General features: G+C 47.6%; 23 protein-coding genes. 12 read left to right on the plus strand and 11 right to left on the minus strand.

From position 1 onward, the window contains the following. Positions 1-13: 13 nt before the first annotated feature. From FH603_RS17205 to FH603_RS17245, 9 genes are all read right to left on the minus strand, one after another. Positions 14-787, minus strand: coding sequence for a glycosyltransferase family 2 protein (locus FH603_RS17205; protein ID WP_186738824.1), 774 nt, complete (start codon positions 785-787; stop codon positions 14-16). Between the two features lie 3 nt (positions 788-790). Then, on the minus strand, positions 791-2032 hold the full coding sequence (locus FH603_RS17210) for a hypothetical protein (RefSeq protein WP_186738825.1): 1242 nt from the start codon (positions 2030-2032) through the stop codon (positions 791-793). Positions 2033-2063: 31 nt separating this feature from the next. Then, positions 2064-2501: an acyltransferase gene (locus tag FH603_RS17215; protein ID WP_235985494.1), complete on the minus strand. Its 438-nt coding sequence runs from the start codon at positions 2499-2501 to the stop codon at positions 2064-2066. Between the two features lie 118 nt (positions 2502-2619). After that, positions 2620-3819 (minus strand): glycosyltransferase family 4 protein, encoded by a 1200-nt coding sequence (locus FH603_RS17220; protein ID WP_186738826.1) that lies wholly within the window; start codon positions 3817-3819, stop codon positions 2620-2622. Between the two features lie 4 nt (positions 3820-3823). Further along, positions 3824-4900, minus strand: a complete 1077-nt coding sequence (locus FH603_RS17225) for a polysaccharide pyruvyl transferase family protein (protein ID WP_186738827.1) — start codon at positions 4898-4900, stop codon at positions 3824-3826. A 3-nt stretch (positions 4901-4903) separates the two neighbouring features. Next, positions 4904-6307, minus strand: a complete 1404-nt coding sequence (locus FH603_RS17230) for a lipopolysaccharide biosynthesis protein (RefSeq protein WP_186738828.1) — start codon at positions 6305-6307, stop codon at positions 4904-4906. A gap of 22 nt (positions 6308-6329) precedes the next feature. Next, positions 6330-7016 (minus strand): sugar transferase, encoded by a 687-nt coding sequence (locus tag FH603_RS17235; protein WP_186738829.1) that lies wholly within the window; start codon positions 7014-7016, stop codon positions 6330-6332. 137 nt (positions 7017-7153) lie between these two features. Next, on the minus strand, positions 7154-9502 hold the full coding sequence (locus tag FH603_RS17240) for a GumC family protein (RefSeq protein ID WP_186738830.1): 2349 nt from the start codon (positions 9500-9502) through the stop codon (positions 7154-7156). A gap of 34 nt (positions 9503-9536) precedes the next feature. Next, positions 9537-10364, minus strand: a complete 828-nt coding sequence (locus FH603_RS17245) for a polysaccharide biosynthesis/export family protein (RefSeq protein ID WP_186738831.1) — start codon at positions 10362-10364, stop codon at positions 9537-9539. 533 nt (positions 10365-10897) lie between these two features. On the opposite strand from FH603_RS17245, the gene FH603_RS17250 reads away from it, so the two are divergent. Both FH603_RS17250 and FH603_RS17255 read left to right on the plus strand, forming a co-directional pair. Beyond that, positions 10898-11617: a hypothetical protein gene (locus FH603_RS17250; protein ID WP_235985493.1), complete on the plus strand. Its 720-nt coding sequence runs from the start codon at positions 10898-10900 to the stop codon at positions 11615-11617. A 12-nt stretch (positions 11618-11629) separates the two neighbouring features. After that, entirely contained in the window at positions 11630-13243 is a 1614-nt protein-coding gene (locus FH603_RS17255; protein WP_186738832.1) for a hypothetical protein, read from the plus strand. A gap of 11 nt (positions 13244-13254) precedes the next feature. Here FH603_RS17255 and FH603_RS17260 read toward each other — a convergent pair whose 3' ends face one another. Beyond that, positions 13255-13464, minus strand: coding sequence for a hypothetical protein (locus FH603_RS17260; protein WP_186738833.1), 210 nt, complete (start codon positions 13462-13464; stop codon positions 13255-13257). Between the two features lie 48 nt (positions 13465-13512). Here FH603_RS17260 and FH603_RS17265 point away from each other — a divergent pair, with 48 nt between their 5' ends. The 10 genes from FH603_RS17265 to FH603_RS17310 all read left to right on the plus strand — a co-directional run bounded on the left by FH603_RS17265 (position 13513) and on the right by FH603_RS17310 (position 22204). Beyond that, entirely contained in the window at positions 13513-14037 is a 525-nt protein-coding gene (locus FH603_RS17265; RefSeq protein WP_186738834.1) for a GreA/GreB family elongation factor, read from the plus strand. A 147-nt stretch (positions 14038-14184) separates the two neighbouring features. Next, on the plus strand, positions 14185-15513 hold the full coding sequence (locus tag FH603_RS17270; protein ID WP_186738835.1) for a PQQ-dependent sugar dehydrogenase: 1329 nt from the start codon (positions 14185-14187) through the stop codon (positions 15511-15513). A 67-nt stretch (positions 15514-15580) separates the two neighbouring features. Beyond that, entirely contained in the window at positions 15581-16678 is a 1098-nt protein-coding gene (locus FH603_RS17275) for a Gfo/Idh/MocA family protein (protein WP_186738836.1), read from the plus strand. 234 nt (positions 16679-16912) lie between these two features. Further along, a complete protein-coding gene (locus FH603_RS17280) occupies positions 16913-18004 on the plus strand; it encodes an NAD(P)-dependent alcohol dehydrogenase (protein ID WP_186738837.1) in 1092 nt (363 codons plus the stop codon). A gap of 163 nt (positions 18005-18167) precedes the next feature. Continuing rightward, positions 18168-18551, plus strand: a complete 384-nt coding sequence (gene gcvH, locus FH603_RS17285; protein ID WP_186738838.1) for a glycine cleavage system protein GcvH — start codon at positions 18168-18170, stop codon at positions 18549-18551. Between the two features lie 118 nt (positions 18552-18669). Then, positions 18670-19989: a dihydroorotase gene (locus FH603_RS17290; protein WP_186738839.1), complete on the plus strand. Its 1320-nt coding sequence runs from the start codon at positions 18670-18672 to the stop codon at positions 19987-19989. Further along, entirely contained in the window at positions 19986-20540 is a 555-nt protein-coding gene (locus FH603_RS17295; RefSeq protein WP_186738840.1) for a DUF4199 domain-containing protein, read from the plus strand. Before FH603_RS17290 ends, FH603_RS17295 begins: the two co-directional genes overlap by 4 nt. A 12-nt stretch (positions 20541-20552) precedes the next feature. Next, the gene (locus FH603_RS17300; RefSeq protein ID WP_186738841.1) at positions 20553-21074 is read left to right on the plus strand and encodes a DUF4199 domain-containing protein; all 522 of its coding nucleotides are present in this window, start codon (positions 20553-20555) and stop codon (positions 21072-21074) included. Between the two features lie 30 nt (positions 21075-21104). Continuing rightward, positions 21105-21824: a gliding motility-associated ABC transporter permease subunit GldF gene (gldF, locus tag FH603_RS17305; RefSeq protein WP_186738842.1), complete on the plus strand. Its 720-nt coding sequence runs from the start codon at positions 21105-21107 to the stop codon at positions 21822-21824. Further along, entirely contained in the window at positions 21821-22204 is a 384-nt protein-coding gene (locus FH603_RS17310; RefSeq protein ID WP_317171284.1) for a VanZ family protein, read from the plus strand. Before gldF ends, FH603_RS17310 begins: the two co-directional genes overlap by 4 nt. A 144-nt stretch (positions 22205-22348) precedes the next feature. On the opposite strand, the gene FH603_RS17315 is transcribed toward FH603_RS17310, so the two are convergent. Beyond that, complete coding sequence (locus FH603_RS17315; RefSeq protein WP_186738843.1) at positions 22349-23716, minus strand: tetratricopeptide repeat protein; 1368 nt, start codon at positions 23714-23716, stop codon at positions 22349-22351. Between the last annotated feature and the right edge of the window lie 198 nt (positions 23717-23914).

The following is a 23914-nucleotide window of genomic DNA, read 5'->3' on the forward strand; positions in this document are numbered from 1 at the left end:
AATGGGTAAATAATTATTTTCGTAAATACGCATTGACTCCCAATGCGCGAAGATACTTTTTTGTATAAAATTTTGAACCGCTATAATACATGTTAGCAGCAGCGTGTAATGCGGAATACTTACCTGTCTGCGTACTTGCGCGATATTGTTCCCGAATAGCAGCCCAACTATCACTTGCGCCACCCTCACGCATTATTACCGTAATAGCATCTAAGTAAGCCGTTTTGAGTTTGGCTCCTGGGCGCAGTAAGAATTCATAATCTCCGACGATTTTATAGCCAATATCAAATTTGCCATGTTCTTCAAATAACGTTCGTGAGTGTAATGAACCCGGATGAGCAACAGTCATTTCTCTTAAAAAACGAGGCCATTCCCAACGCCATCCTTTTACACGAATGAAATTCATATTTCCATCAAACATTTCCATTTTAGATGAAATGTAATCTACTGGGCTAGAGAGTTTATTTATAAATTCTGCATAATTATGTAAAGCACCAGGTAATAAAATGTCATCACTCCCTAAAAACATAACCCAATCACCTGATGATTTATTTATCCCCTTATTCCACGCATCGTAAATGCCACTATCAGGTTCGCTAATCCAATAGGTAATTTTAGATGAATTTTTCTTTACAATATCAATGGTGGTATCCTTTGACCCGCCATCAACAATTATATATTCTAAGTTTGGATAGCGCTGCTCATAAATGCCATTAATTGATTGCTCTAAATATCGTTCTGCGTTGTAAGTAGCAGTGATTATAGTGATTTTTGGATAAGGTTTCATCTGTCAGTAGGTTTGAAGGACATGGGCTTTTTCCATAACGGGGGTATTGATTTTTTGTGGTTTAATTAATTTACTTCTAATATTATAACCTACCATAATCCAGATAGCGATATCGTAAGCATAAAATTTAGGAATGTTCTCGATAAAAGATAGCAACAAGTGATTGAGAAGAATATATGCTATCCCACGAGCAACTATATCTGGAGAAGATAAATTGGTGACGGAGGCACTAAATATGACTAGTATGAATAATACTGAAAGAACCAAGCCTCCTCGTAATAAATAAGAAAGAATACCAACTTCGACGATTGAACGGTCATAAAAATCTACTACATCGTCTACGCCCTTTTGTGTATAAAACCATTCGCTGTAATACCTACCTAATGTTCCTTTTCCCATTAACATGTTACCCGTTTTCCGAAGATCACCAATAACTTCGACGTACATGTAAGTTCTTGTATCTTCGTTACTTACTTCCTTGCTTCCAAAGCTTAAGGATTCTTTTTGAAAGAAAGAACCATAATAGCTATAAAAAATAATTGGAAGTACAATACATAAAAAAGTGACAAATTTTTGTAGAATCCTAGTTTTAAAAAGTTGTTCTCCATACGTAAACATAAAAAGGAAAGAAGTTTGTAGTATTAATCTAAGAACAATACTTCGATTGTCGGAATAAATACCAATAAACCCATATAATATACATCCTAATATGATCCAGAATCTTTCGCTCTTTTTGTCGACTATTTTTAGGAATATTAACATAAAGAAAGAGAATTCTATGAAATATCTTGGAATTACATATCCTCTTTCAAATAAAAACACTGCTGGTAATAGAAGAATACCTATTCTAATAAATAGAAGTGAGATTTTGATAATTATATCAAAAGAGAATTTAGGGTGAAATGATATAAACAACGCAAAAGGAACAATTACTGATAAGCTAAAAACAGGGTTTAAAGAATTTTGAATCCTGTTTTCGACTATGCTGGTAAATATTCCTCTCGAAAAAGATATTAAACAAAATAACAAAAATGAGAATAGTATAAATCGGTTGTATCCTTTAATATTTTGAAAAAGAAATTTTTTATTTTGAATGTTTAAAAAATAAAAAAATGCAGCAAAAAAAATGACTTTGTTGAAACTAAATCCTCCTGGATTATTAAAAAACACATAATACATATCATGTATTACCGCAAACAAAAGCAAGTAAAAAGCATGGCGATTAAATGTTTTGTTCTCGTTCATGATGATTTGCATTATTTTCAATAGGAAAAAATCAAATAATAGGTATAATGCTTTTTCCTAAGTTGTAGGATAAATTTTCGTTTCTCTTACCAATAATTTTTGCCGGGATACCACCAACTACTGTGTACGGAGCGACATCCCGAGTAACTACAGCTCCCGCAGCTATTACAGCTCCCTTCCCGATACGAACTCCTGGTAATATTACTGCCCTAGAGCATACCCATACATAATCCTCAATGAAAACTGGAGCACCTGTTTCTGCAAAGTTTTCATCATTATAATCATGATGTAATGTCCAAATCATTACATCATTACTAAAATTTACATTACTACCTATATATAATCCTTTGCGGGCGTCAAGTAGTGCGTTATGGCCAATTAAAGTATTATTACAAATAGTTAAATGCCAAGGATTCCGAATTTCAAATCCCCTATATAGTCCGACGTTTTTGCCAATTTTTGCACCCATAAGTCGAAGAAGATTTATTCTCAATGTGTGAAATGGAAGCCAACTTATTATGCTACAGAGGATAAATAAAGCTGCTGCTAATAATTTCATCACGCTATCTAGTATCATGCAGCTTGAATTAATGCGAGTAAACTGGGGCGAGCTTTGACTGGGTATTAATTATATTTTCATAAATGTTAAGTGTTTTATTAACGACAGAAAATATATTGTGGCGGCTTCTAGACTCTAGTTTAGCTCGCGTTGACAAATACTCTTGTTTGTTTTTATCAAAATAAAGCGTCGCTATTGATCTAGCCAGTTCTTCGGTTTTAAGAGAGCTTAAGATTCCTGTTTCTTGATGTTTAATTAGTGAACTTACACCACCTACGTTAGAAGCGATAACGGGAAGTCCTAACGCTTGAGCTTCACAAATCGTGTTAGGGCTATTATCAATGTAAGAAGGGTGTAATAAACAAAAGCAATTTTTATATTGCTCAATTAATTCAATTGGTGATAAGCGATTTATAAATATTAGATTATGCTCATTAAGGTTATCTAAAGTTTGATTTTTTATAAATTTCAAAATCGTTTTTCTATCTTTTAAGCCACCAGAAGTTATGAAAATCATATTCATATCTGGAGCTGATTCCAGTGCTGTGTTAAAGGATTTCAACGCTTCTCTATATCCCTTTATGTAATCACATCCGCCAATGTATATTACAGAATTATTGTTAACTGGATTTATATCATAATTAAAAAATTCTTCCCTTAAGCTTTCCCAACAATGATGTATTTTGGATTCAGGAGAAATCTTTCTAACCCACCCTTTATCCCAATCAGTTCTACACATAAAATTGTTCATTTTAGAAAGATATCGTTGTTCGGTATTTTGAATTATTTTCCAAAGAATTCGACGGTTTGATAAGTGCTCCTGTAGATGAGGGTAATACTGATCTATTATTCCTTGCACCGATAAGACTGTTGGTATTGCTAGGTCCCAACACGCTTGCTGATACATACCTTCAGAACCGTGAATATGCATTATATCATGTTCTAAAATTTCTCTTTCAAGATGTTTTCTTACAATACTAGAGTTAAGACGATTTGCAGTTAGCAAATTAATGGAAGCTCTATGCAATTTGATGAATAGATATCTAACTCCATCAATATATACCTCTTCATCTTTTTCTAATTTTGAGTTATTTGATATGATAGTTAAATCGACTTTTTTTGACAACTCCTTAGCTAAAGAAGTTATCCACGGCACTGGGTGCCCTTTCGGATTTTTTGTATTAGGTAATTGCGTATATGGAAGCTGCGTAAGCCAGAGGACTTTCATAGTATTAATTTAGAAATTGACTCTTCCAAAGATCAATATTCGCTTGGGGCAGATTGATCTGCGTTTTATAGTCACTCGCAGTGAAATTTTGAATCCGTTCTACTTCAGTACGTGGCACTACATTCAGATTGGTATCCCTGCTGATTTCCAATGCCCGGTTGTCAACCGCAACGATCATTGTTCTTCGGCCATGCTGTAATGCTCGTACACCTGCATGAAGCCGTGTTCCAACATAATCAATGTCATTCTCCTTGAGTGCTTCGTCAAATGCCTGTAGCGTAGGCTCAATTAATTGAATACGATTTTCATCCTTGTATCCAAGTTCATGGAGGTAACCCAAATCATTAAATCCTTGAATCCATAGATAAACTGTTTGGTAAGATTTTAGTAATTCATCCAATAGGAACTTGTCTTTCTGAGGATCTTTATGGTAAAACGTCAGCGTTGTGACTACATCAGTTGCTTTTTTGGTAGGAATCGCCATGCATCGTTCCTTAGTCAAATCCCACAACGTTGGGCAACTAGTATTAATAACATTCTTTATGCCTGCTTCCTCTAGCTTATTTTTTGCATAAGAATCCCGTACGGCGTGAGAGTATTTAGTACTTAACACATTCTGATATAACCAGCGGGTATAACTGTTTGGTGTATCCTGATACTGCCACCAGCCAACCCCAAATAGAATATATCGGTTTTTCAAAAAGGCTGCATCTAGCGGGCCTACTTTCCACTGGTAATACTGGTTCATGTTAGAGGAAAGCAGATTTGTTCCGGCAACGAACATTAAGTCTTCACTTTTTCGCTGTTGCAGTACTGTATCGATTCCCCTATGTAATTGAGATGGATAATTTGTGATAAATGAATTTGGTAGAATTGACAACAATTGTTTGCTGATTGCATCCTTAATAATGAAATCTCCTTGGTTCGCTGTTCCAATTGTGGGGTCCATTATACCTATTTGTAATGATGTATCCCTTTTGTCCAAATTGGATTCTACTGTTACCCTTGGTGGAGTAGACGAGATAAGCTGCTTATAAGCTTTTAACGTCCGTTTGTTGTAATTAAAAAGATAAGTTATCATAAGTTATCGTAGCCAGATTCCAGTTGCAGTTTGTCTAACAATTTTGCGGTATTGAGTTATTCGTAGTGGGAGCCAAAGCGCCAACCAAAGGCAGTTTGCCAATATGACACCGGTAGGGCCAACTTCTTTTGCCAGATATATAGATAATGGAATGCTAAACAGGGTGGTGAGCACTGAAGTGCATGTTTGCAAGCGGATTGTGCCTAGACCGTTAATTACATACGAAAAAGAACTACTGAATGTAATAAGTATGGTGTATGTGGCTACTGCAAAAACGATTGCCGGATCGATTATAAATTTGCTTCCCAGCCATTTTTCCATCACCCATGGCGCAGCTATTATTTGAATTACTGTTATGGCAGAAAGTAATGCAGCATTACGCATTAATTTGTTTAGCGCTGATTTGATCCACGCGAAATCACCTTTTTGGTATGCTTCTGTAACGGCTGACCAAATGGGCGTTAAAACAATTGTTTGTATAATCGTGATGACGCTGAAATAGCGAAATATTACATTATATCTAGTTACCTGTTCGTTACCAAAAAATTGGCTTAGGATTATATTGTTAGATGTTAAAACAATTGTGGCGGAAATCTGAATGATAAAAAACTGAATACTTGTTCCCCCCAGCGCTCGAATTTGGGCGCGATCAAAATACGCCAGTGAAGGCATTAAAAATGGATATAGGCGTTTATAAACGTATAAGCTACCTAACACATAAGCCACCACTGGTGCCAGACTAAAAACCAATACTAAACTTAGTAAACTTCCGTGACTATCAGTTCCGTAAACCAAAATCGCTACACAAGAAATGCTTAATAGGTTACCCATTAGCAGAATCATATTATCAAGCGCAGCATTCTGAGTGGCCATGATAACAGCAGTGACCGGTTTTAATATAAATAGCAGGCAGAAGGCAAAAAAAGCAACAAGCATCACCCAGGCCAGTTCTTCTCTTTCTACTGTATGTATATTAAATACAGCATTCAGATCTATAAACGGCAGAGCTATTAGAAATACGCTAATAACCACAAGCATCATCAACGCTACTAGGACATAAGTTGTACTAGTAAGTTTTCGAGCTTCCACTTGATCCCCATCACTTAAAGCTTTTACTAATTTATTACGAAGCCCATTGCCCAAGCCAATGTCCATCAGATTAATCCAGGTAAGAACTGAACTAAGGGTGAGCCAAACGCCATACCTCTCCGTATCCAGATAATTGATAGATAGTGGAATAATTGCCAGCGTTAATAAAATACTGAGTCCCTTATATGAGAAAGACAAGAATACATTCTTAAATATATTTCGATCCCGGCCGGAAGTCTTCGAGCTTAATAAATAAGTGAGTCTCCCTCGCCCATCAGCTGTTTTATTTAACAATTTAGTTTGTAAGGTCGTCAACATAATTTTTCTTTTTTGACTAGTCTTACCAAGCCTTCCTATCCCCCTTGATCATACTCGTCACTGTCCACAAGCAGATCTGTATGTCAAGCGCTATCGATCGTTTGTAGATGTACAATCGGTCGAGCCGGATCCGATGCTCCATCTGGATGCGCTCAGCTGTTTCGCCCCGATGGCCCCGAACCTGAGCCAGACCCGTAATACCTGGTTTCACGGTATACCGGGTAGGGTAGTGGGGTAGGGTATGCCAGTGCTGTGCATCCAGTTGAATAGGGTGAGGACGGGGGCCAACGATGCTCATGTTGCCCAGCAACACATTGAACACTTGCGGTAATTCGTCCAGGTTTGTCTTCCTGAGAATCTGGCCAATTTTCGTAACCCGGTTATCGTTCCTGGTAGCCTGGCGAAATTCTGCGTTGCGCTCATAAGTCATCGTACGGAATTTCAGACACCTGAAAGGACGCCCGTTCCGGCCGGTGCGGAGCTGCACGAATAATACTGGACCTGGCGATGTTAACCGGATGAGCAGGCCTACTAACGGTATGAACCAGATGAGCACCGATACGATGACCAGGCTGGCTACTACAATGTCGAACAGCCGTTTTTTTACACTTTGTTTTGGCGCACGTATAGACTTGTATTTTGCCTGGATCGTTGATGATTCATTAAATACGGCTTGCTCATTGAGCGATGGTAAAGACAAATTGAGCATAGTCATCGGTGATTAATGGGTTGTCACTTACAGCATTTCTTACTCTTTAGGGATAGTTTTCAGAAGTTGAGCACAAGAGTCCTATCCGTTGCCGATTGAAAGCAACATGGACCAGGGAATTCAAAAGCGATAGTGGGCTAAGATTGCTTAAGCTTGCGGATGGTTGTCTTGGCCGGCTTGTTGTCTTCTTCGTAGTACCCGCCGTAGTTATAGCTATAGCCATACTGATACGATTCGCCACTTCCCACGCCGTTCAGAATCAGATTCAATCGCTGGAATCGGTGCTCCTTGTAGAGGTTATCGATCATACGCAGATACGCTTTGGGCGTGTGATCATGGCGAACCATGAACATGGTGGCATCGACGTGCGGGGCAATCAGCTGAGCGTCCGTGACCAAACCAATTGGTGGCGAATCGACGATCACATACGCAAACCGCTGTCGGAGTTCCATAAACAACTTTTCGAGCTGTGGACTGCTCAGTAACTCGGCCGGGTTGGGGGGAATTGGACCACAGGTAATGATGTGGTAGTTAGGGAAACCCGGAATCGGCTGCAATACCTCGTCCAGGGTAGCTTCCTGAATCAGGTAATTACTTATTCCCAATGCGTTGCTCATGCCAAGCACCGAGTGCAACTTGGGTTTCCGTAAATCCATCTCCAGAATCACCGTTGTACGATCGACTAGGGCTAAGCTTGCGCCAAGGTTCAGAGACAGAAACGATTTGCCTTCGCCACTGATGCTGGATGTAAACATCACAACCTGGCTGTCGGTCGGGTTGGAGCGCAGGAACTGTAGGTTGGTCCGAAGGGTACGGATCTGTTCGGCAATGACCGAGCGTTTGCCCGATACCATAACCAGCGGGTCCATATTCCGGCTCGCCATGATTTCGCCCAGGATGGGAACCTGAGAGGCATCTTCAATGTCTGACCGACGGCTTACCCGATCGTTCAGTGCATCACGAGCCGCAATAACTCCTATTGGAAACATTAAACCAATCAATCCAAACAGAAGGAAAATTGTTGCTTTGACAGGCTTAATTGGTTTGTTGTCTGAGCGGGGAGGGTCGATCGTGCGGCTGTCGGCCACAGTTGATGCATAAGAAAGAGCTGTTTCTTCGCGCTTTTCGAGCAGGTACGTGTACAGGTTGTTTTTGATAGACTGCTGCCGGGTGATGTTAACCAGGGCCCGCTCTTTACGAGGAATCGTCCGAATCTGGCCCTCTAGCTGGCGGTTCGTTTCCCGCATCTTCTGCCGGGTTCCAACCAGCGTCTGCTTCATGTTGGTGATATTCTCCGACAGGCTGGTTTTAGTTGCCTTGATCTGACTTTCCAGGGTCTGTAAGATCGGGTTGCTGGCCGTGGTGGTGCGACTAAGCTGGTCGCGCTGGAGTTCCAGTTCGCTGAGTTTGCCTACCAGACCAACGAGTATCGGATCGCTCACACTAAGCGTTGCGGGTGCCACGCCCCGCTCATTGGTCCGGCTATTTACGTACCGTTCCACATCTTCGATCATTCCTAACTGAATGTTCGTCTGATTCAGCTGATCGTCATTTTGTTTGACTGTTGCCAGGAACACCTGTGCCTGCGAACTCAGGTCGGTAATACCTTCCGACGACTTGAACTGTTCAACGCCCTTTTCAACGGTGGAGAGTTCGCCGGCAATCAAGCGGAGACGTTCTTCAATGAAGCTGAGCGTGTTGGAAGCGACAATGTTCTTATCGACCACCGCGGCCTGGTTGTATTCACTGATCAGCTTGTTCAATACGGCTTCGCCTTTACGGGGTACAGCCTCTTCGAGGTTCATCTGTAACACGGTCGACGCTTTGCTGGTCGTTTCTACCGTCAGGCGTTTGAGGTAACTATCGACCGCTACCTGGCGGGGTAGCGCCTGCACCACAATGGGTTCGCTGCCTATTTTGAGTGGACGGCTGGCAAATACACGCAGGCGACCGTAGGGGGTCTGTATACTTTGATTGACAGGGTATATCTTGTCGTTGATGCGAACCGCCTTTGAACCTGTGGCGGTTATATCCAGTGGCGTTTCATACAGCAAAGGTGTCGATCGCTCCACGATCAGCCGAATGGGCGAGGCATCGTAAATTTCACGCTTACCGAAGTTCGTATTTCTGAAGTACTGGACATCGAGGCCAAGTTCACCAACGACCTTACTCATCAGGGCGTAGGATTTCAGGATTTCCATCTCGTTTTCCACGACCTTTTTAGGCGCGAATATGTCCATCTCTTTCAGGATGTTATCCTCACTGAGCCCTTTTTTGTCATCCTTGATGAGCAGACTGGTTTGTACCTTATAAATCGGCGTCTGGTACATGAAGTAGACATAGGCCCCCGCACCAGCCAGGGCCAGCGAAAACAAAAACCACTTCCAGTGCCGTGCATAACGCATCAGCACGGCCCGCAGGTTAGGCGAGTTTTCTGCTTCATACACCTGGTAAGGTGCGTAAGCGTAGTTGTTTTGGTTCGACATGAAATTACCTGATTATTTATTGGATAAAAGACGATTAACGGAAGCGCGTTGCAATGACAGCGATGAAAGACAGGGCACTGATAGCCAGCGGTAAGAGCTGGTTCGTACGGTCGGCCGTGGCAGCCCGGGCTTTGCCTGGCTCCACATAGATCACATCGTTGGGATGCAAATAGTAGTAAGGCGATGAAAACAAGTTACGCTGGGTAAGGTCGACCCGGGCGAAGGTGCGTTTGCCATCCTCTTCGCGGATAATCAGTACATTTTCCCGACGACCGTAGATGGTTACGTCGCCGGATAGGCTTAGCGCTTCCAGCAGGGTAATCTGTTCATTTGGTATCGTGAACAGCGCGGGGCGCATGACCTCACCCATGACCGAAATGCGAAAGTTGAGGTTGCGGATGTTCACGGTAGGCTCTTTCAGGAATTCCTTCAGTGAGTCACGGAGACGATCTTTAACCTGGTTCGTCGTTTGGCCCGCTACGTTTACTTTCCCCAGCATGGGTAATTCGATGGCCCCCGTGTTGTCGACCAGGTACCCGTTCTGGGCAGGTAGTGGGGTTGTGCTGTTTGTCGTATTTTGCTGCATGCCCCCCCGGTCTGCCATGGCCAGTTGTGCATATGGATTAAAAAAAGCGGATGCTTCAGGGTTTAAGCTGCTAACTTGTACGGACAGCACATCACCTGGTTGGATTTTAGGTACATACCGGGAGGCTACTGCCAGCGTATCCATTCGATTGGGCTCACCCTGAAAATAGACCAGTTGTTTAGTGGGTACGCAGCCAGTCATGAAATGGCCGCTAACGAGTAATAATAGACTAAGTAAGTAGCAGATACGGTTAGCAGGCACAGAAGGTACGTTCATATAAGCAGATTGATTGGTAGATAAAGGTAAATGGCAACGGAAAGCAGGTTTTGATTTACTAGGTATATGCTTGACTTCAATAGAATTACACCATCTGTTAATTGAGACAGTATATAGTTTTTCTGTCTCTTATTAATTATTCTAAACAAGAACTCGTAGACAAAAATAGTAATTAGTATTTACAATACAGCAGAAAAGGTAATTTGTTAACCATTTTTTTACGTTGAAAAATGACGTCGTTTCAAGTCACCGTTCACAAACTTATTATGGTTATTCTTTTTTGAGGAAAAGTTATAATGTAGCCTATACGGTAAGTATTAACGGGTACTTGGCTGCTAGTGTAATATATTATTTTGTCTGAACTGCTATTTTCAAAATAATGTATTATGAACAAAATGTCATTTTTTCACCTTTTTGCGGTCCTTTTATTGTCCTAAACAGCGTTGGAAAAGGCCTACAGGAATCGATTCCAGTCGTAGAGTTTATATTTGATGTTACTTATGATGTTGCATGGTAAATAAGCGCTATACCTCATGAATTCAGCCAGTATCGTATCGGCAGTAACCGTTTTTTTGCTCCTTTCCCAGTATAAGATTGCTGTAGGCCAGGACAGGTCAGCGGCCGGGAAGTTGCCCTTGCCTGATCAGTCGATCACCTTTCAGGCAGGTATACTAGGGCCGGGCCTTGTCTACAACCGGGTGTTGAGCAAGCCCAAACGGCTGATGCTACGAGTTGGTGGACAGTATATAGCCTATCGTAAGCCTGTTCAGATCAAAACGGCTCCTGATTCGTATCTGACCGTAGATCCCGATTTTATGATTGGGACCGCTCAGGCGGGGGTGACCTGGAATCCTTTCCGGAAGGGGTCTTTTTTTGTTGCAGCCGGACTCGCCTACACCTGGCACCCTGATCTGCGCTTTGTCATAACAGCGAATGACAAACTCAATCTGGGCGGGCTGGAACTCACGCCGGAGGACGTTGGTGTCGTTAACCTCGGTGTTCGCTGGCATCCGGTAGTAGGCTATGTTGGTTGGGGTTTTGGCCGGAGTCTGCCGCGCAAACGAATTGGCGTTGGGGTCGAAATGGGTGTTTATTACCTTGGTCGCCCAACCGTACAACTGGATTATGTTGGGTTTCTGGAAACGACCAACCTGAGTGAGCAGGTACCCGTCGTAGAACGTAATCTGTCGAATTACCGCTACCTGCCTTCGCTGAACCTGACCGTTTCTTACCGGCTCAGCCGTGCCAACTAATTCCGATTCGCCATGACCTATCGCCCCTTTCTTAATAGTCTTGTTGCGCTGCCGTTGTTGATGGATGCCTGTCAGAACCCGATCGAAGGGATTCAGATCCGGGTGAAAGATCCACTGGAAGCAGGGATCGTCGAATGTCGCCTGTATGATCCGGCGGGCAATCCGTTGCCCAAGACCAGCCGTATTCTTATGGCTGGTCCCGATGCCGGGCAGGTTGTAACAACGTTGAATACCACCCGGTATAAGATAAATCCGGACGGTGTGCTGTTGTTGGCTCCGTCGCCGGATGCCGTGCTTTCTCCTCAGGATCCGTTTCGGTTTACTATTGTGGTCGAAGCCGACGATTACCTGACGGTCGTGCAGCCTGTAACACTCACCAATGCGAACCGGGTTACGCGGACCGTCCGGCAAATTAGCCTGAGCAAGCCGCCCCGGACGCTGATGGCCGCCCGCACGACCGGCCGCGCCGGTACCGACGGGACGGTGTCAGGAGCGCTAAGCCTGACCACTGCCGAAAAGAGCAGCGATGCCGACCGGGCATCGGTTCTGGTATCGTCCGGAACGACGCTCGCCGACCGCGACGGGGTGTCGCTGAAAGGAAATCTGACGCTTTCGGTCATTCATACCAATACCCGCACGGGCGACGCGACCAGCCAGGTGCCGGGGGGCGGTATACTGGGGCATGTCAACGGGCTGGACGGTGGCGCATCGCTGGGGACACTGCGGGTAACGTCCATGGCCGGGTCTGTAACTATGGAGATGTATGACGAAACCTACCGGCTCGCCAAAAAACTATCCCGACCGTTGCGCTGGACGATGGATCTCAACCCGGCTACCATCAATGGCTCGAACGGGCGGGTTATACAGGCGGGCGATATCATTCCGCTATATAGCTACGATGCTGTTGAGAACCGCTGGCAGCAGGAAAAACCCGGTACGGTACTTCGTAACGGTAGCCGGTTGACCTATCAGGCGGAGGCATCACATCTGGCCGCTTATGTAGCGACCTGGAGCGAGTCGGTATGCGACCTGGGGCCGGTATTCAGGGTTAACAGCAAACTGGCCAACGTGGATGTGAATTACCTCTGCAAACTGATCGATGCGGGGAGCGGGGCACAGGTGAGTTCATTCTACGCCAACGTCAACAACGGCGCGCAGATTCGCATTGCCAACCAGGTGAAAGGGCGTCGGTTGACATTACGGGTGTATGACGAAACCGATGCCTGGGGAAAAGGTGTCAAGGGCGGAATGATCGCCGAATCGGCTATTGGCACGGCCTGTGATCTTACACCTGTTTCCATCAATCTGGCGGGCTTACCCGTACCGCCGGTGATGAAAGTAGAAATAAAATTCTCCTGCCCCGGTGGTACCTCACTGGACGAATCGGCCCTGCCGGCGCAGATACGGACTCAGTACAGTGAAGCGGGCAAAGAGAACTGGCGCGAGCTGATAACGGCAACGCGACTCGTACGAACGGTGTCGTCCTATAAGATACAGCCCGGCCGCAAATACGATTTTCGGGCCAGCACGGACGGTGGCGCAACCTGGCCGCTGCGCCAGAACGATTACCTCATCGACGATGCCGAATGGGTGCTGAAAATCAGCGCGTCGATGTATTGCAAATAAGGCGGTATTAATCACTGGCTGACAGGGAAGTGCTGGACCGCTATCAGGCACACAGCCGGGCGGTCAATGCCGGATCGTCCGGCTACAGGCGAACCCGGTAGTTCGGCGATGAACGGGATACATGCGTGAAAACGCTGCGCGAACTGGCAGGCTAAAGCAGGTAGTGAGTTGATCCGTTGGTGCGTGACGCTGCTCCTGGTGATCCCCAAAACCTTATTCATAGCTTAGGGTTTTACGATTCACATCGGCAACCTATTCATCAACTTCTTATGAGCAGTGCTTTTCTTAAAAACGAAACCGCCGACGCTCCCGTCGTCATACCGGCCAGAGCTCCCCTGCCGCCGGGAACACCCAATTACGTTACACCACACGGGCTGGCGCTGCTACGCGAGGAACTAACGGGTTTGGAGGCCGAACATGCCCATGTCCAGACCGATGGGAGTGAAGCCAATGACCGCATGCGCCAACTGGCGCTGCTGAACGGACAGATTGGTAATCTCAACCAGCGGATCGCCAGTGCTAAAGTTGTCGACCCCCAGAACCAGCCCCATGACGAAGTCCGCTTCGGAGCTACGGTCAGCATTCGAACAATAAGTGGCACCACAAAAGGGGCCGAGCGTCGGTTTACCATCGTCGGCGTCGATGAGGCCGATGCATCACGCGGTTGTATCGCTTTTACGGCACCCATTGCGCGGGCTATGCAGGGCAAGCGGGTAGGAGAGCATTTTTCGCTGCGGATGGCTAAGGGTGAAGACAGTATGGAGGTGCTGGCCATCGAGTATAAGGAAAACTAAGGCCCCCGACCGCCGTGTGGAAGCCATTCATTGACGTTTGTGTGGCAGGAAATTAAACCCTCATCGTAGTATTTTCTGGCCATTGGGTGCTTACTAAGGAAGTATGAAATCCTTAGACAGGGCCAATCAGCTCTGGTTGACTACCACATGAATAATCGTTCTGTACGCGTTACCGCACTATTGGCAGTGCTGGTAACCATCAACTGCCTGGGTACACCCCCGCCTAACGGCAAAGCGCCCGCTCGTCGCGCCACCACCCGCCACACATCCATCGCGCCCGGCGAGATCAAGCTTCCTTCTGGCTTCTCGGCCAGTATCGTGGCGGAGGACCTTGGCCCGGCCCGGCATATTGCCATCAGTAAAACGGGAGATATATATGTAAAACTCGCCAAGCTGAAAGATGGCAAGGGCATTTATCGCCTGCGCGATACCGACAAAGATGGCGTTGTTGATGAGCGAACCGGCTTTGGTGATTATCCCGGTACGGGCATATACCTCAAGAAAGGGTATCTATATGCCTCCTCCAATTCCGGTATCTATCGATATAAGCTCAACGACAAGGAAGAAGTCATCAGCCCCGATCAGCCCGAATTGCTTGTTTCCGGGCTGCGGGTAAAAACCAGGGATCAGTCCAAGTCAATTGCGGTCGACAACCAGGATCATATTTACGTAAACATCGCGTCGGACAATGACGCCTGCCGGGAAACCGGTACCGGTAAGGGACTGATGCCCTGTCCGCTCCTCGATTCGGCTGCCGGTATCTGGCAGTTCAACGCCAGCACGCCCAATCAGGCCTTTTCCGACGGGCTACGATTTGCGACAGGGTTAAAAAATGTGGTGGGACTGGACTGGAATCCAAAGAGCAACTCCCTGTTTGTTATGCAGCACGGTCGTGGACAGTTTCATGACTTCTACCCGCAGTACTACACGCCCCAGCAAAGCGCCGAATTGCCCGCCGAGACAATGTATGAAGTCCACAAAGGAGATGACGCGGGCTGGCCTTATGTTTATTACGACCACATTCAGAAAAAGAAAATCGTAGCGCCGGAATATGGAGGGGATGGCAAAAAAACCGGCGGGGAGAAAACCATTACGCCCGTAGCTGCCTTTCCGGCTCACCTTGGCCCCAACGGCCTGTTGTTTTATACCGGTACGTCGTTTCCTGAGAAATACCGGAACGGGGCTTTCATTGCTTTTCATGCCCAATCGTCTGCTTTACATAAGGGGTACATGGTTGGATTTGTGCCCTTCAAAAATGGTAAGCCATCCGGGAAGTGGGAGATCTTTGCCGACAATTTTGCCGGTACGGACCTGGTGAAACCGACAGGCCCCGTGCAGCATCGTCCGTGTGGGCTGGCGCAGGGGCCGGATGGGTCGTTGTATGTAACGGATGATCTGAACGGGACGCTCTTCCGGATTGCCTATAAAAACCCGGCATCAGGGGCAAAGCCGGTTTCAGCTTCGAGTAAAAAATAGAATACCGAAACGGATACCTATTTTTGTTACTACGATTCGTCAACGTTGCGAGTCCAAACCTTTCTTCATGTCAAGTTCAACGAATTCAGTGCCTCAAACTTCCCTGCGCGTTCTGGTTGTCGGCTGTGGCAACATGGGTGCGTCACATGCCATTGCTTATCAATCGCTCGATGGGTTCACCATTTGCGGGATTGTGTCGACCGGCAAAAGTAAAGAAGTGCTTAACGAACGGCTGGGCGGTGGCTACCCGCTGTTCAGCGATTATACAACGGCGTTGACAGAAACGCAGCCCGATGCTGTCTGCATCGCTACCTACCCCGACACCCATGAGTCATTTGCGGTGCAGGCCCTCGAACAGGGGTGCCACGTTTTTATCGAGAAACCACTGGCCGACACCGTCGAAGGGGCAAAACGGGTAATGGAAGCCGCGCAGAAAGCCAACAAAAAAGTAGTTGTCGGCTATATTTTGCGCCATCACCCATCGTGGGAAAAGTTTGTGGAAGTCGCCCGGGAGATGGGTAGCCCGCTTGTTATGCGGATGAACCTGAACCAGCAGAGCCACGGTATGATGTGGACTGTTCACCGGAATCTGATGAAATCGCTCAGCCCGATTGTAGACTGTGGAGTACACTACATCGATGTGATGTGCCAGATGACGCGCTCCAAACCCGTGCAGGTCAATGCGATCGGTGCGCGGCTGACAGACGACATTCCCGCCGACAACTATAACTACGGTCAGCTGCAAATCCGGTTCGAGGATGGCTCGGTTGGCTGGTATGAAGCAGGCTGGGGGCCTATGATGAGCGAAACGGCTTTTTTCGTCAAAGATGTAATTGGTCCTAAAGGGTGCGTGTCGATCGTTGCTAAAAACGCCGGTGCTACCGGCAACTCCGACAATGTCGACGCTCATACCAAGACCGAATCCCTGCGCGTACACTACGCCGATCTGGATAACCAGGATGAGTTTACCAGGCCCGACCTGTGGATCGACATGCAGGATGAACCCGGCCACCAGGAGCTGTGCAACCGCGAACAGCGGTATTTCCTGCGGGCTATCAACGAAGATATGGACCTGACCGACCACGTTCAGGATGCCGTTAACAGCCTTCAGATCGCGTTTGCCTGCGACGAGTCTGTCAGAACAGGGTTGCCGGTGCGTTTGTAACGGGTAAGCCGTTGGCCAGGTAGAAACAGGGCTCTCTATCCTACTCCGTCTGTTGAGTAGGATGGAGAGCCTTTCTTGTTGGCGAAACGAGTAAAGCCAATTCAAGGTCGACTAACGTGGCCACCAAGGCATAATCTCGAACAATTAAGCCACTCAGGGATTTATTCGACAGGAGTCATCTCCGGGAAGTACAACCTGTTTAGCTCAATTTATTAGTTACAGATCAACAACGTTATGGAACAAGTTAAAACAAAAGCCTACGGCACCGACGGGGCGCTCCTCAACCGGTTTAACACCCTGTCCCGGATGGACATCGAGCGAAACACACCCAAGGCCGATGAAGTGCTGATCGATATTCTCTATTGTGGCGTTTGCCACTCCGATCTGCACCAGGTCAGAAATGACTGGGGTAACACGATTTACCCCTGCGTGCCGGGTCATGAGATTGTTGGAAAGGTTGTTGAAACCGGCACGACAGTCACCAAATTCAAGGTAGGTGACGTAGTTGGCGTCGGCTGTATGGTCGATTCGTGCGGCTCATGCCCATCCTGCAGGGAGGGCGAGGAGAATTACTGCCAGGGACCGGTTAGCTGGACCGCTACCTACAACGGATATATGAAACCCGATGGCAGCAAGTACAATACCTTCGGTGGCTACTCGACCAGTATTGTCGTGAAAGAGTCGTTCGTCCTGCGCATTCCCGAATCGCTGGATATCAAAGCAGCCGCCCCCATTCTCTGCGCGGGCGTTACTACCTACTCGCCCCTGCGCCACTGGAACATTCAGGCCGGCAGCACCGTAGGCGTAGTGGGCATTGGCGGGCTGGGCCATATGGGTGTCAAAATAGCCAGAGCCATGGGTGCTACGGTGACGGCCATCACGACGAAGAAAGAAAAGCGCGATGCAGCGCTGGCGCTGGGTGCACACCAGGTCATTGTGTCGACCGACGCGAAGGCTATGAAGCAACACGAACGAACATTTGACTTTATTCTGAGCACTGTACCCGACGAGTATGACATCAATCCGTATGTGAGTCTACTGAAACGTGATGGAGCGATCGTAACGGTTGGTTTGCTGGCTCCTTACAAGGGTCCCCTCAACAACATGGAAGTTGCCTTTCAGCGTCGGACGGTATCGGGTTCGTTGATTGGGAGCATTCAGGAAACGCAGGAGGTGCTGGATTTTTGCGCCGAACATGGTATCCAGCCTGACGTGGAGCTGATTGCGATGCAGAACGTCAATGACGCGTATGATCGCCTGGAAAAGGAAGATGTACGTTTCCGGTTTGTCATCGATATGGAGTCGCTGAAAAACGAAACGGAATAACCCGGCAGGTTCGGAAGCCGAACAGACGCACGGAAGCCCGCCACCTACCCGGCTTCTCTACCAGAAAGACCAATGGTTTGATGGCGGGGTCGGGCGGGGACAGGCTTGCAAATGCGGCCCCGGCTACCGTATTTTGCACGATCTATAAATTACGCACTCCGCAATGAATTTCCCCGCAGAACTGAGTTATACGCAAGATCACGAATGGATTCGGATGGAAGCCGACGGTACAGCCGTGGTTGGCATCACTGATTTTGCCCAGCACGAACTAGGCGATATTGTTTATGTGGACGTAAGCAGTGCGGGTCAGTCGTTCTCGAAAGGAGAAGTGTTTGGCTCAGTCGAAGCCGTAAAAACAGTATCAGACCTGTTTCTGCCCATCGATGGTGAAGTGCTGGAATTAAACCCGGCCATCGAAAAGTCACCTGAACTGCTCAACAGCGACCCATACGGCGAAGGCTGGATTATCCGCCTGAAACCGACCGATTCGGGAAACAAAGATGGACTGCTGACGGCCGAAGCCTATCAGGAGTTAGTTGGTGCCTGATTCATTTTCTGACAAAACGTGAGAAGGCTCCGGCAGGCAATTCGCCCGTGGAGCCTTTTTTTACGAATTAACCTCTTCTACCAACCCCTCACCCTAAACAGGCACCAAGGGCAAGGCCATGCAAATTCTGATTCGTTCCGCCCGCGTTGTTGACGCTGCTTCGTCGTTCGACGGGCAACTGTGTGATCTCCTTATTGACAATGGCCTGATCCGCCAGATGGGTACCGATTTGGTCGCTGGTGAAACCACCCGCGTCATTGACGGCCACAATCTGCACGTATCACCCGGTTGGGTAGACATGCGTGTGCTGGCGCAGGATCCCGGCTTCGAGCATAAAGAAGACCTGGCCAGTGTGTGCCGGGCGGCTGCGGCTGGTGGCTTCACCGATATCGCCGTGTTGCCCAATACTTACCCCGTTGTGGACACCAAGGATACGCTGGGCTACGTTCGTCGGCTGGGAGAGGGGCAACCCGTACACGTTCATGTGGTGGCAGCCATAACCCGGAAGGCCGCCGGGGACGATTTTACCGATATGCTCGACCTGCATCATGCGGGAGCGGTAGCATTTTCGGACGGGCATCATCCGCTACAGAATCCCGACCTGCTGCTGAAAACGCTGCAATACCTGCAACCCATCAATGGCCTGCTGATGAATCGTCCGGAGGAAGCGCTGCTAACCCGTTTCGGGCAGATGCACGAAGGCGTTCAGAGTACACTGCTGGGCCTGAAAGGAATTCCCGCCATCGCCGAAGAGCTGATCGTTGAGCGCGACCTGCGGTTGCTGGACTACGTTTTAGGGAAAAGAAAAGAGAGTGGAGTGGAAAAAGCGGATGAGTCGAACCCGCCTTCCCTGCCTGTTCTTCATTTCTCGACTATTTCCACGGCTCGGTCGGTCGAGTTGATCAGGATGGCCAAGGCCCAGGGCCTGCCCGTAAGTTGCGACGTGGCAGCTCACCAACTGGTGTTCGACGATTCGGCTATGGCAGACTTCGACACAAACCTCAAAGTGAACCCACCGTTTCGTTCGCCCCAGGATGTAGCCGCTTTATGGGCAGGACTGGCCAATGGCACCATCGACGCTATTGTTTCTGACCACACGCCCCAGGATGCCGAAAGCAAGAACCTGGAATTCGATCAGGCTGAGTTTGGCATGACCGGCCTGGAAACGTTATTTTCGGCGGTTGTGTCGAACAATCGGGGGTTGTCGCTGTCGCAGGTCGTGGATAAACTTACCACACGTCCCCGTTATATTCTTCGGCTTCCGGCTGCGTCGGTAGCCGAAGGACAGGTGGCCAGCCTGACGCTCTTCGATCCGACCGGGACATGGACGTTCGAGCGAACCTTATCGAAGTCAAAAAATTCACCGTTCCTGGGCCAGACGCTCACCGGCCGCATTGTCGGAACGGTGCATCAGGGCCAGTTTATCCCTGCCGTATGAATACTATCCTTGCTTACTTCAACCACCCGCTGTTAAAGTTCCCGCTCCTTGCCGGACTGGCAACGGGCGTATTGTGCTTCCTGTATTTTCTGGGCCTGTATGCCCTTGGCGTACCCGCCCTGGGAAACATTCGGGTGCTTGACTACGGTATTCATATCATTATGATCATTGCCACCGTTTGGTATTACCGGAAGAAAATTGGTCAGGGACGCATGCACCTGTGGGAAGGCCTGACGATCGGCTATGTGTTGAACACGGTGGCTGCGCTGGTGACCGGCTGGCTCGTTTATCTGTTTGTAACGCAGGTCGATCCGGCTGTTTTTGCCGAATATGTCGTAAACTCAAAGAAATTACTGCTGGAAGGCAAGAAACAACTCGTCGATCAGTTTGGGCCGGAGACATTCAATGAGCAGTGGGCAAAAGTAAGTACCATGCAACCGGCTGTGTTACTGCCCGACGAACTGACCAAGAAGACTGCTCTTGCCGTGCTGCCCGTATTGATTATATCCCTGATATTCCGCAAGCAGGATTATGGCGTCCTTAACCCCTAAACTAAACCTCAAATGAACGATCAAATCTCTACTGCCCGTGTTGCCCTGAAGTGGGGTGTGATTACCGGTCTGGCGCTAGTCGTTTACTCGACGCTGCTGTACACCCTTGGTCAAATGACCAATGGCCTCCTTACCATTGTTATCTACGTCATTATTGTGGTTGGCCTGGTGTTGGGCATGCGCGAGTACCGTACCCTCAACGGCGACTACCTTACTTTTGGCGAAGGCGTAGGACTTGGTGCGCTGCTGTCGGCTGTGGCCGGTATCATCTCTTCTGCGTATACGGTATTGTACAGTACATTTATCGATCCCGGTATGCAGGAACGGATGATGGAGCAGATGCGCGAGCAGTTAGAGGATCAGGGCAAGCTAAGTGATGAACAGATCGATCAGGCGCTCGAAATATCGCAGACGTTCCAAAGTCCGGGGCTACAGTTTATTGTCGGGATCTTCGGTACTATCCTGATTGGGGTTGTGTTCTCGCTGATCATTGCCGCTATTCTCCGCCGAAACAAAGCGAATCCGTTCGAGTAGTTCGCACGCGGCATCTTCTCTCCGTTCCCTATGCTGGCTATCTTCCGCAAAGAAATAAACCAATTTTTCTCGTCGTCCATTGCCTATATTATCATGGGCGTGTTCCTGACGGCGGTGGGCTTACTATTGTGGGTATTTCCCGATACGAGCGTGCTGGATGCGGGGTATGCCGATATGGGGTCATTTTTCACCCTGACGCCCTACGTCATGCTGTTTCTGGTACCCGCTATTACCATGCGATCCATTGCCGATGAGGTCCGGATGGGAACGATGGAGTGGTTGTTGACCAAGCCCGTTAGCCGGTGGGGCGTGGTAACAGGTAAGTTTAGCGCCAGTTGGCTGCTGGTGATCCTGACGCTGTTCCCAACGCTGCTTTATTACCTGACCCTGTATCAGCTTGGCTCACCAGTTGGCAATATCGATTCGGCTAGTGTATTTGGATCGTATATAGGGCTTATTCTACTGGCGGGCGTATTTGTTGCCATTGGCTTGTGGGCGTCGTCACTCAACGACAATCAGGTCGTCGCGTTTGTGTTGGGCGTATTCTTCTGCTTTTTGTTTTATGTTGGCCTCAGTGCGCTGGCCGGGCTGTTCGCTCCGGGTAGTCTGGCTTATTATCTATCTTATTTTGCGCTGGATGAGCAATATCGTGCGCTGGGCAGAGGGCTTATCGATTCCCGAAATATTGTCTACCTGAGTAGCCTGACTTTCTTCTTTCTCCTTTTGACAGTAAATCAACTCAAGCAGTGAATTTCATTATAACGAATCGCAGAAAGCTGCTCTATTATGCAGCCATCGGTTGGACGGTGGCTATATTTATCGGGTGCTCCATACCGGGTGATGGCTTACCACACGCATTCACCGGTAAAGACAAGCTGATGCACGTAAGCATATTTATGCTTTTTGGCTTTCTCTGGCGGCAGCTGGGCTACAGCGTATGGAAAGTACTACTGGCAGGTGTTGCCTACGGCTTGCTAATCGAAGTCTGGCAGGGAATCATGCCTTTAAATCGCTCGTTTGACCTGTATGACGCCCTGGCTGATACAGTAGGAACGCTCATCGGTATTGGCCTGGCCTGGGGAGTAACGAAAGTAGTTGGAGAGTTAGTCGATAAGTCCATAAGGTCGTAGGTCATAAAGTCATAAGTCATAAGTCATAAGTCATAAGTCGGCAAGTCGTAAGTAGCTGACGCCTGTTTACTATACAAGCGTCAGCCACTTACCGACTCATCGACTCATCGACTCATCGACTTACCGACTACCCACCCCCTGATTTCACCTCATTGCTGTTGGCCGCTGTCCATTACATTTTGCGCCGATAATCTTGTAGGCCTGTACGTAGCCTAGTTCACCCGCCCGGCTCAGATCGGCACAGGCATTTGGCTCGTCGCCTGAATCATAGCGTATGACGCCCCGGAGGTAGTACGCTTCGGCATGGCGGGGATTCAGTTTAATAGTGCTGTTGCAGTCGATGAGCGATCCTTTTTGATCGCCAAGCGACGAGCGGATCGTTGCCCGGATGAAATAGGCTTCGGCGTTGACAGGGTTCAGTTCAACAGCCCGGTTCAGATCCTGAATAGACGCTTTTCCCTCGCCGGATGTGTTTTTCAGGATACCCCGGATAAGAAATGCTTCAGAGCGTTCATCGGTCAGCTCGGTCATTTTATAACGCTCCTGCACAACGGCATTCAATAGCGGTAACGTGCTAGTTGTAATAAATTCGCTGTAATAGGCTTTAGTCTGGTTGTGATTGACAACGGGGCCGATGTCAATAGACTTGTCGATGTCGGTAATGGCCTGTTTGGTACTTCCCAGCCGACTGCGGCAAAAACCGCGACTAAACAGGGCTTTGAAATGTGTTGGGTTCAGCAGCACTGTTTTGTCGAAGTCGGCCACGGCATTTTCGTAGTCACCAATTCGAGTCCGTACCAGGCCACGCCGGTAGTACAGTTCCGGGTCTTCCTTATTCAACTCGATCGCGCGGTTAAAATCGACTACCGCATTTTTATAGTCTTCCAGTTTGAAGCGGGCATAACCCCGGCCAGCCAGTGCCACTGTCCTGGCTGGAGCTTTCTCCAGGGCTAACGTGAAATCGGCTAGAGCGCCTTTGTAATCGGCCAGTTGCGTTTTACAGTTGCCCCGTGCTGTCAGAATATTTACGTCGGCCGGGTCGAGCGAAGCAGCCTTGTTGAAATCGAGTAAAGCGCTGCTCATATAGTTGATTTGTAGCCGGCATAAGCCGCGCTGATAAAATAAGGCTGCGTCGTTGGGACTCAGTTCGATCGCGCGGTTGAAATCCTGCATGGCACCCCGGAAATCTTCTTGCTTTGTTCGGTTGAGTCCCCGGTATAAGTATGAATTGGCATCGGCGCTGTTCAGCTCTATTGCCTGGTCAAGGTCCGCATTGGCTCCCTGAATATCGTTCAGACTTATTTTAGCCAACGCCCGGTTATAATAACTCGGCGCGTTTTCAGGATTCAAAATAATGGCAGCCGTAAATGACTGTGAAGCACCAGAAAAGTTCTTTGCATTGCTTTTCGTAATTCCTTCATTGAAAAAATCGGCAGCGGTTTGCTGTGCTACTACCACTTGAGTGAGTAGACAGAAGAGGATAGATAGAGTGGATACCAAAATAGATCGCATAGGATGAGTTAAGTTAGGTTACAGGGGAAATTAAAGTGGTTAGCCAAAAATAGCGTTCCTGAGGGTAACAAAGTCCTTTATATGAAAATAAATAAAACAAAACGCATAAAAAATTTAAATAATTAAATTTTTTGTATAAACTATATCGCTTAATTTATATTATAGAATAAGTAGAGAGCCGGTTTATACGTGCGTCAA

It is taken from the genome of Spirosoma utsteinense (genome assembly GCF_014282275.1).
GTDB classification, from domain to species: Bacteria; Bacteroidota; Bacteroidia; order Cytophagales; family Spirosomataceae; genus Spirosoma; species Spirosoma utsteinense.

Bases quoted from the DNA above. Each gene is read 5' to 3' on its own strand.
- FH603_RS17295 (WP_186738840.1), top strand. From the start codon at position 19,986: ATGAATACTATCCTTGCTTACTTCAACCACCCGCTGTTAAAGTTCCCG.
- FH603_RS17265 (WP_186738834.1), top strand. From the start codon at position 13,513: ATGAGCAGTGCTTTTCTTAAAAACGAAACCGCCGACGCTCCCGTCGTC.
- FH603_RS17255 (WP_186738832.1), top strand. From the start codon at position 11,630: ATGACCTATCGCCCCTTTCTTAATAGTCTTGTTGCGCTGCCGTTGTTG.
- FH603_RS17315 (WP_186738843.1), bottom strand. From the start codon at position 23,716: ATGCGATCTATTTTGGTATCCACTCTATCTATCCTCTTCTGTCTACTC.
- gcvH (WP_186738838.1), top strand. From the start codon at position 18,168: ATGAATTTCCCCGCAGAACTGAGTTATACGCAAGATCACGAATGGATT.
- FH603_RS17300 (WP_186738841.1), top strand. From the start codon at position 20,553: ATGAACGATCAAATCTCTACTGCCCGTGTTGCCCTGAAGTGGGGTGTG.
- FH603_RS17215 (WP_235985494.1), bottom strand. From the start codon at position 2,501: ATGGGTGCAAAAATTGGCAAAAACGTCGGACTATATAGGGGATTTGAA.
- FH603_RS17210 (WP_186738825.1), bottom strand. From the start codon at position 2,032: ATGAACGAGAACAAAACATTTAATCGCCATGCTTTTTACTTGCTTTTG.
- FH603_RS17230 (WP_186738828.1), bottom strand. From the start codon at position 6,307: ATGTTGACGACCTTACAAACTAAATTGTTAAATAAAACAGCTGATGGG.
- FH603_RS17205 (WP_186738824.1), bottom strand. From the start codon at position 787: ATGAAACCTTATCCAAAAATCACTATAATCACTGCTACTTACAACGCA.
- FH603_RS17225 (WP_186738827.1), bottom strand. From the start codon at position 4,900: ATGATAACTTATCTTTTTAATTACAACAAACGGACGTTAAAAGCTTAT.
- FH603_RS17280 (WP_186738837.1), top strand. From the start codon at position 16,913: ATGGAACAAGTTAAAACAAAAGCCTACGGCACCGACGGGGCGCTCCTC.
- FH603_RS17235 (WP_186738829.1), bottom strand. From the start codon at position 7,016: ATGCTCAATTTGTCTTTACCATCGCTCAATGAGCAAGCCGTATTTAAT.
- FH603_RS17260 (WP_186738833.1), bottom strand. From the start codon at position 13,464: ATGAATAAGGTTTTGGGGATCACCAGGAGCAGCGTCACGCACCAACGG.
- FH603_RS17245 (WP_186738831.1), bottom strand. From the start codon at position 10,364: ATGAACGTACCTTCTGTGCCTGCTAACCGTATCTGCTACTTACTTAGT.
- FH603_RS17240 (WP_186738830.1), bottom strand. From the start codon at position 9,502: ATGTCGAACCAAAACAACTACGCTTACGCACCTTACCAGGTGTATGAA.
- FH603_RS17270 (WP_186738835.1), top strand. From the start codon at position 14,185: ATGAATAATCGTTCTGTACGCGTTACCGCACTATTGGCAGTGCTGGTA.
- gldF (WP_186738842.1), top strand. From the start codon at position 21,105: ATGCTGGCTATCTTCCGCAAAGAAATAAACCAATTTTTCTCGTCGTCC.
- FH603_RS17290 (WP_186738839.1), top strand. From the start codon at position 18,670: ATGCAAATTCTGATTCGTTCCGCCCGCGTTGTTGACGCTGCTTCGTCG.
- FH603_RS17275 (WP_186738836.1), top strand. From the start codon at position 15,581: ATGTCAAGTTCAACGAATTCAGTGCCTCAAACTTCCCTGCGCGTTCTG.
- FH603_RS17220 (WP_186738826.1), bottom strand. From the start codon at position 3,819: ATGAAAGTCCTCTGGCTTACGCAGCTTCCATATACGCAATTACCTAAT.
- FH603_RS17250 (WP_235985493.1), top strand. From the start codon at position 10,898: ATGAATTCAGCCAGTATCGTATCGGCAGTAACCGTTTTTTTGCTCCTT.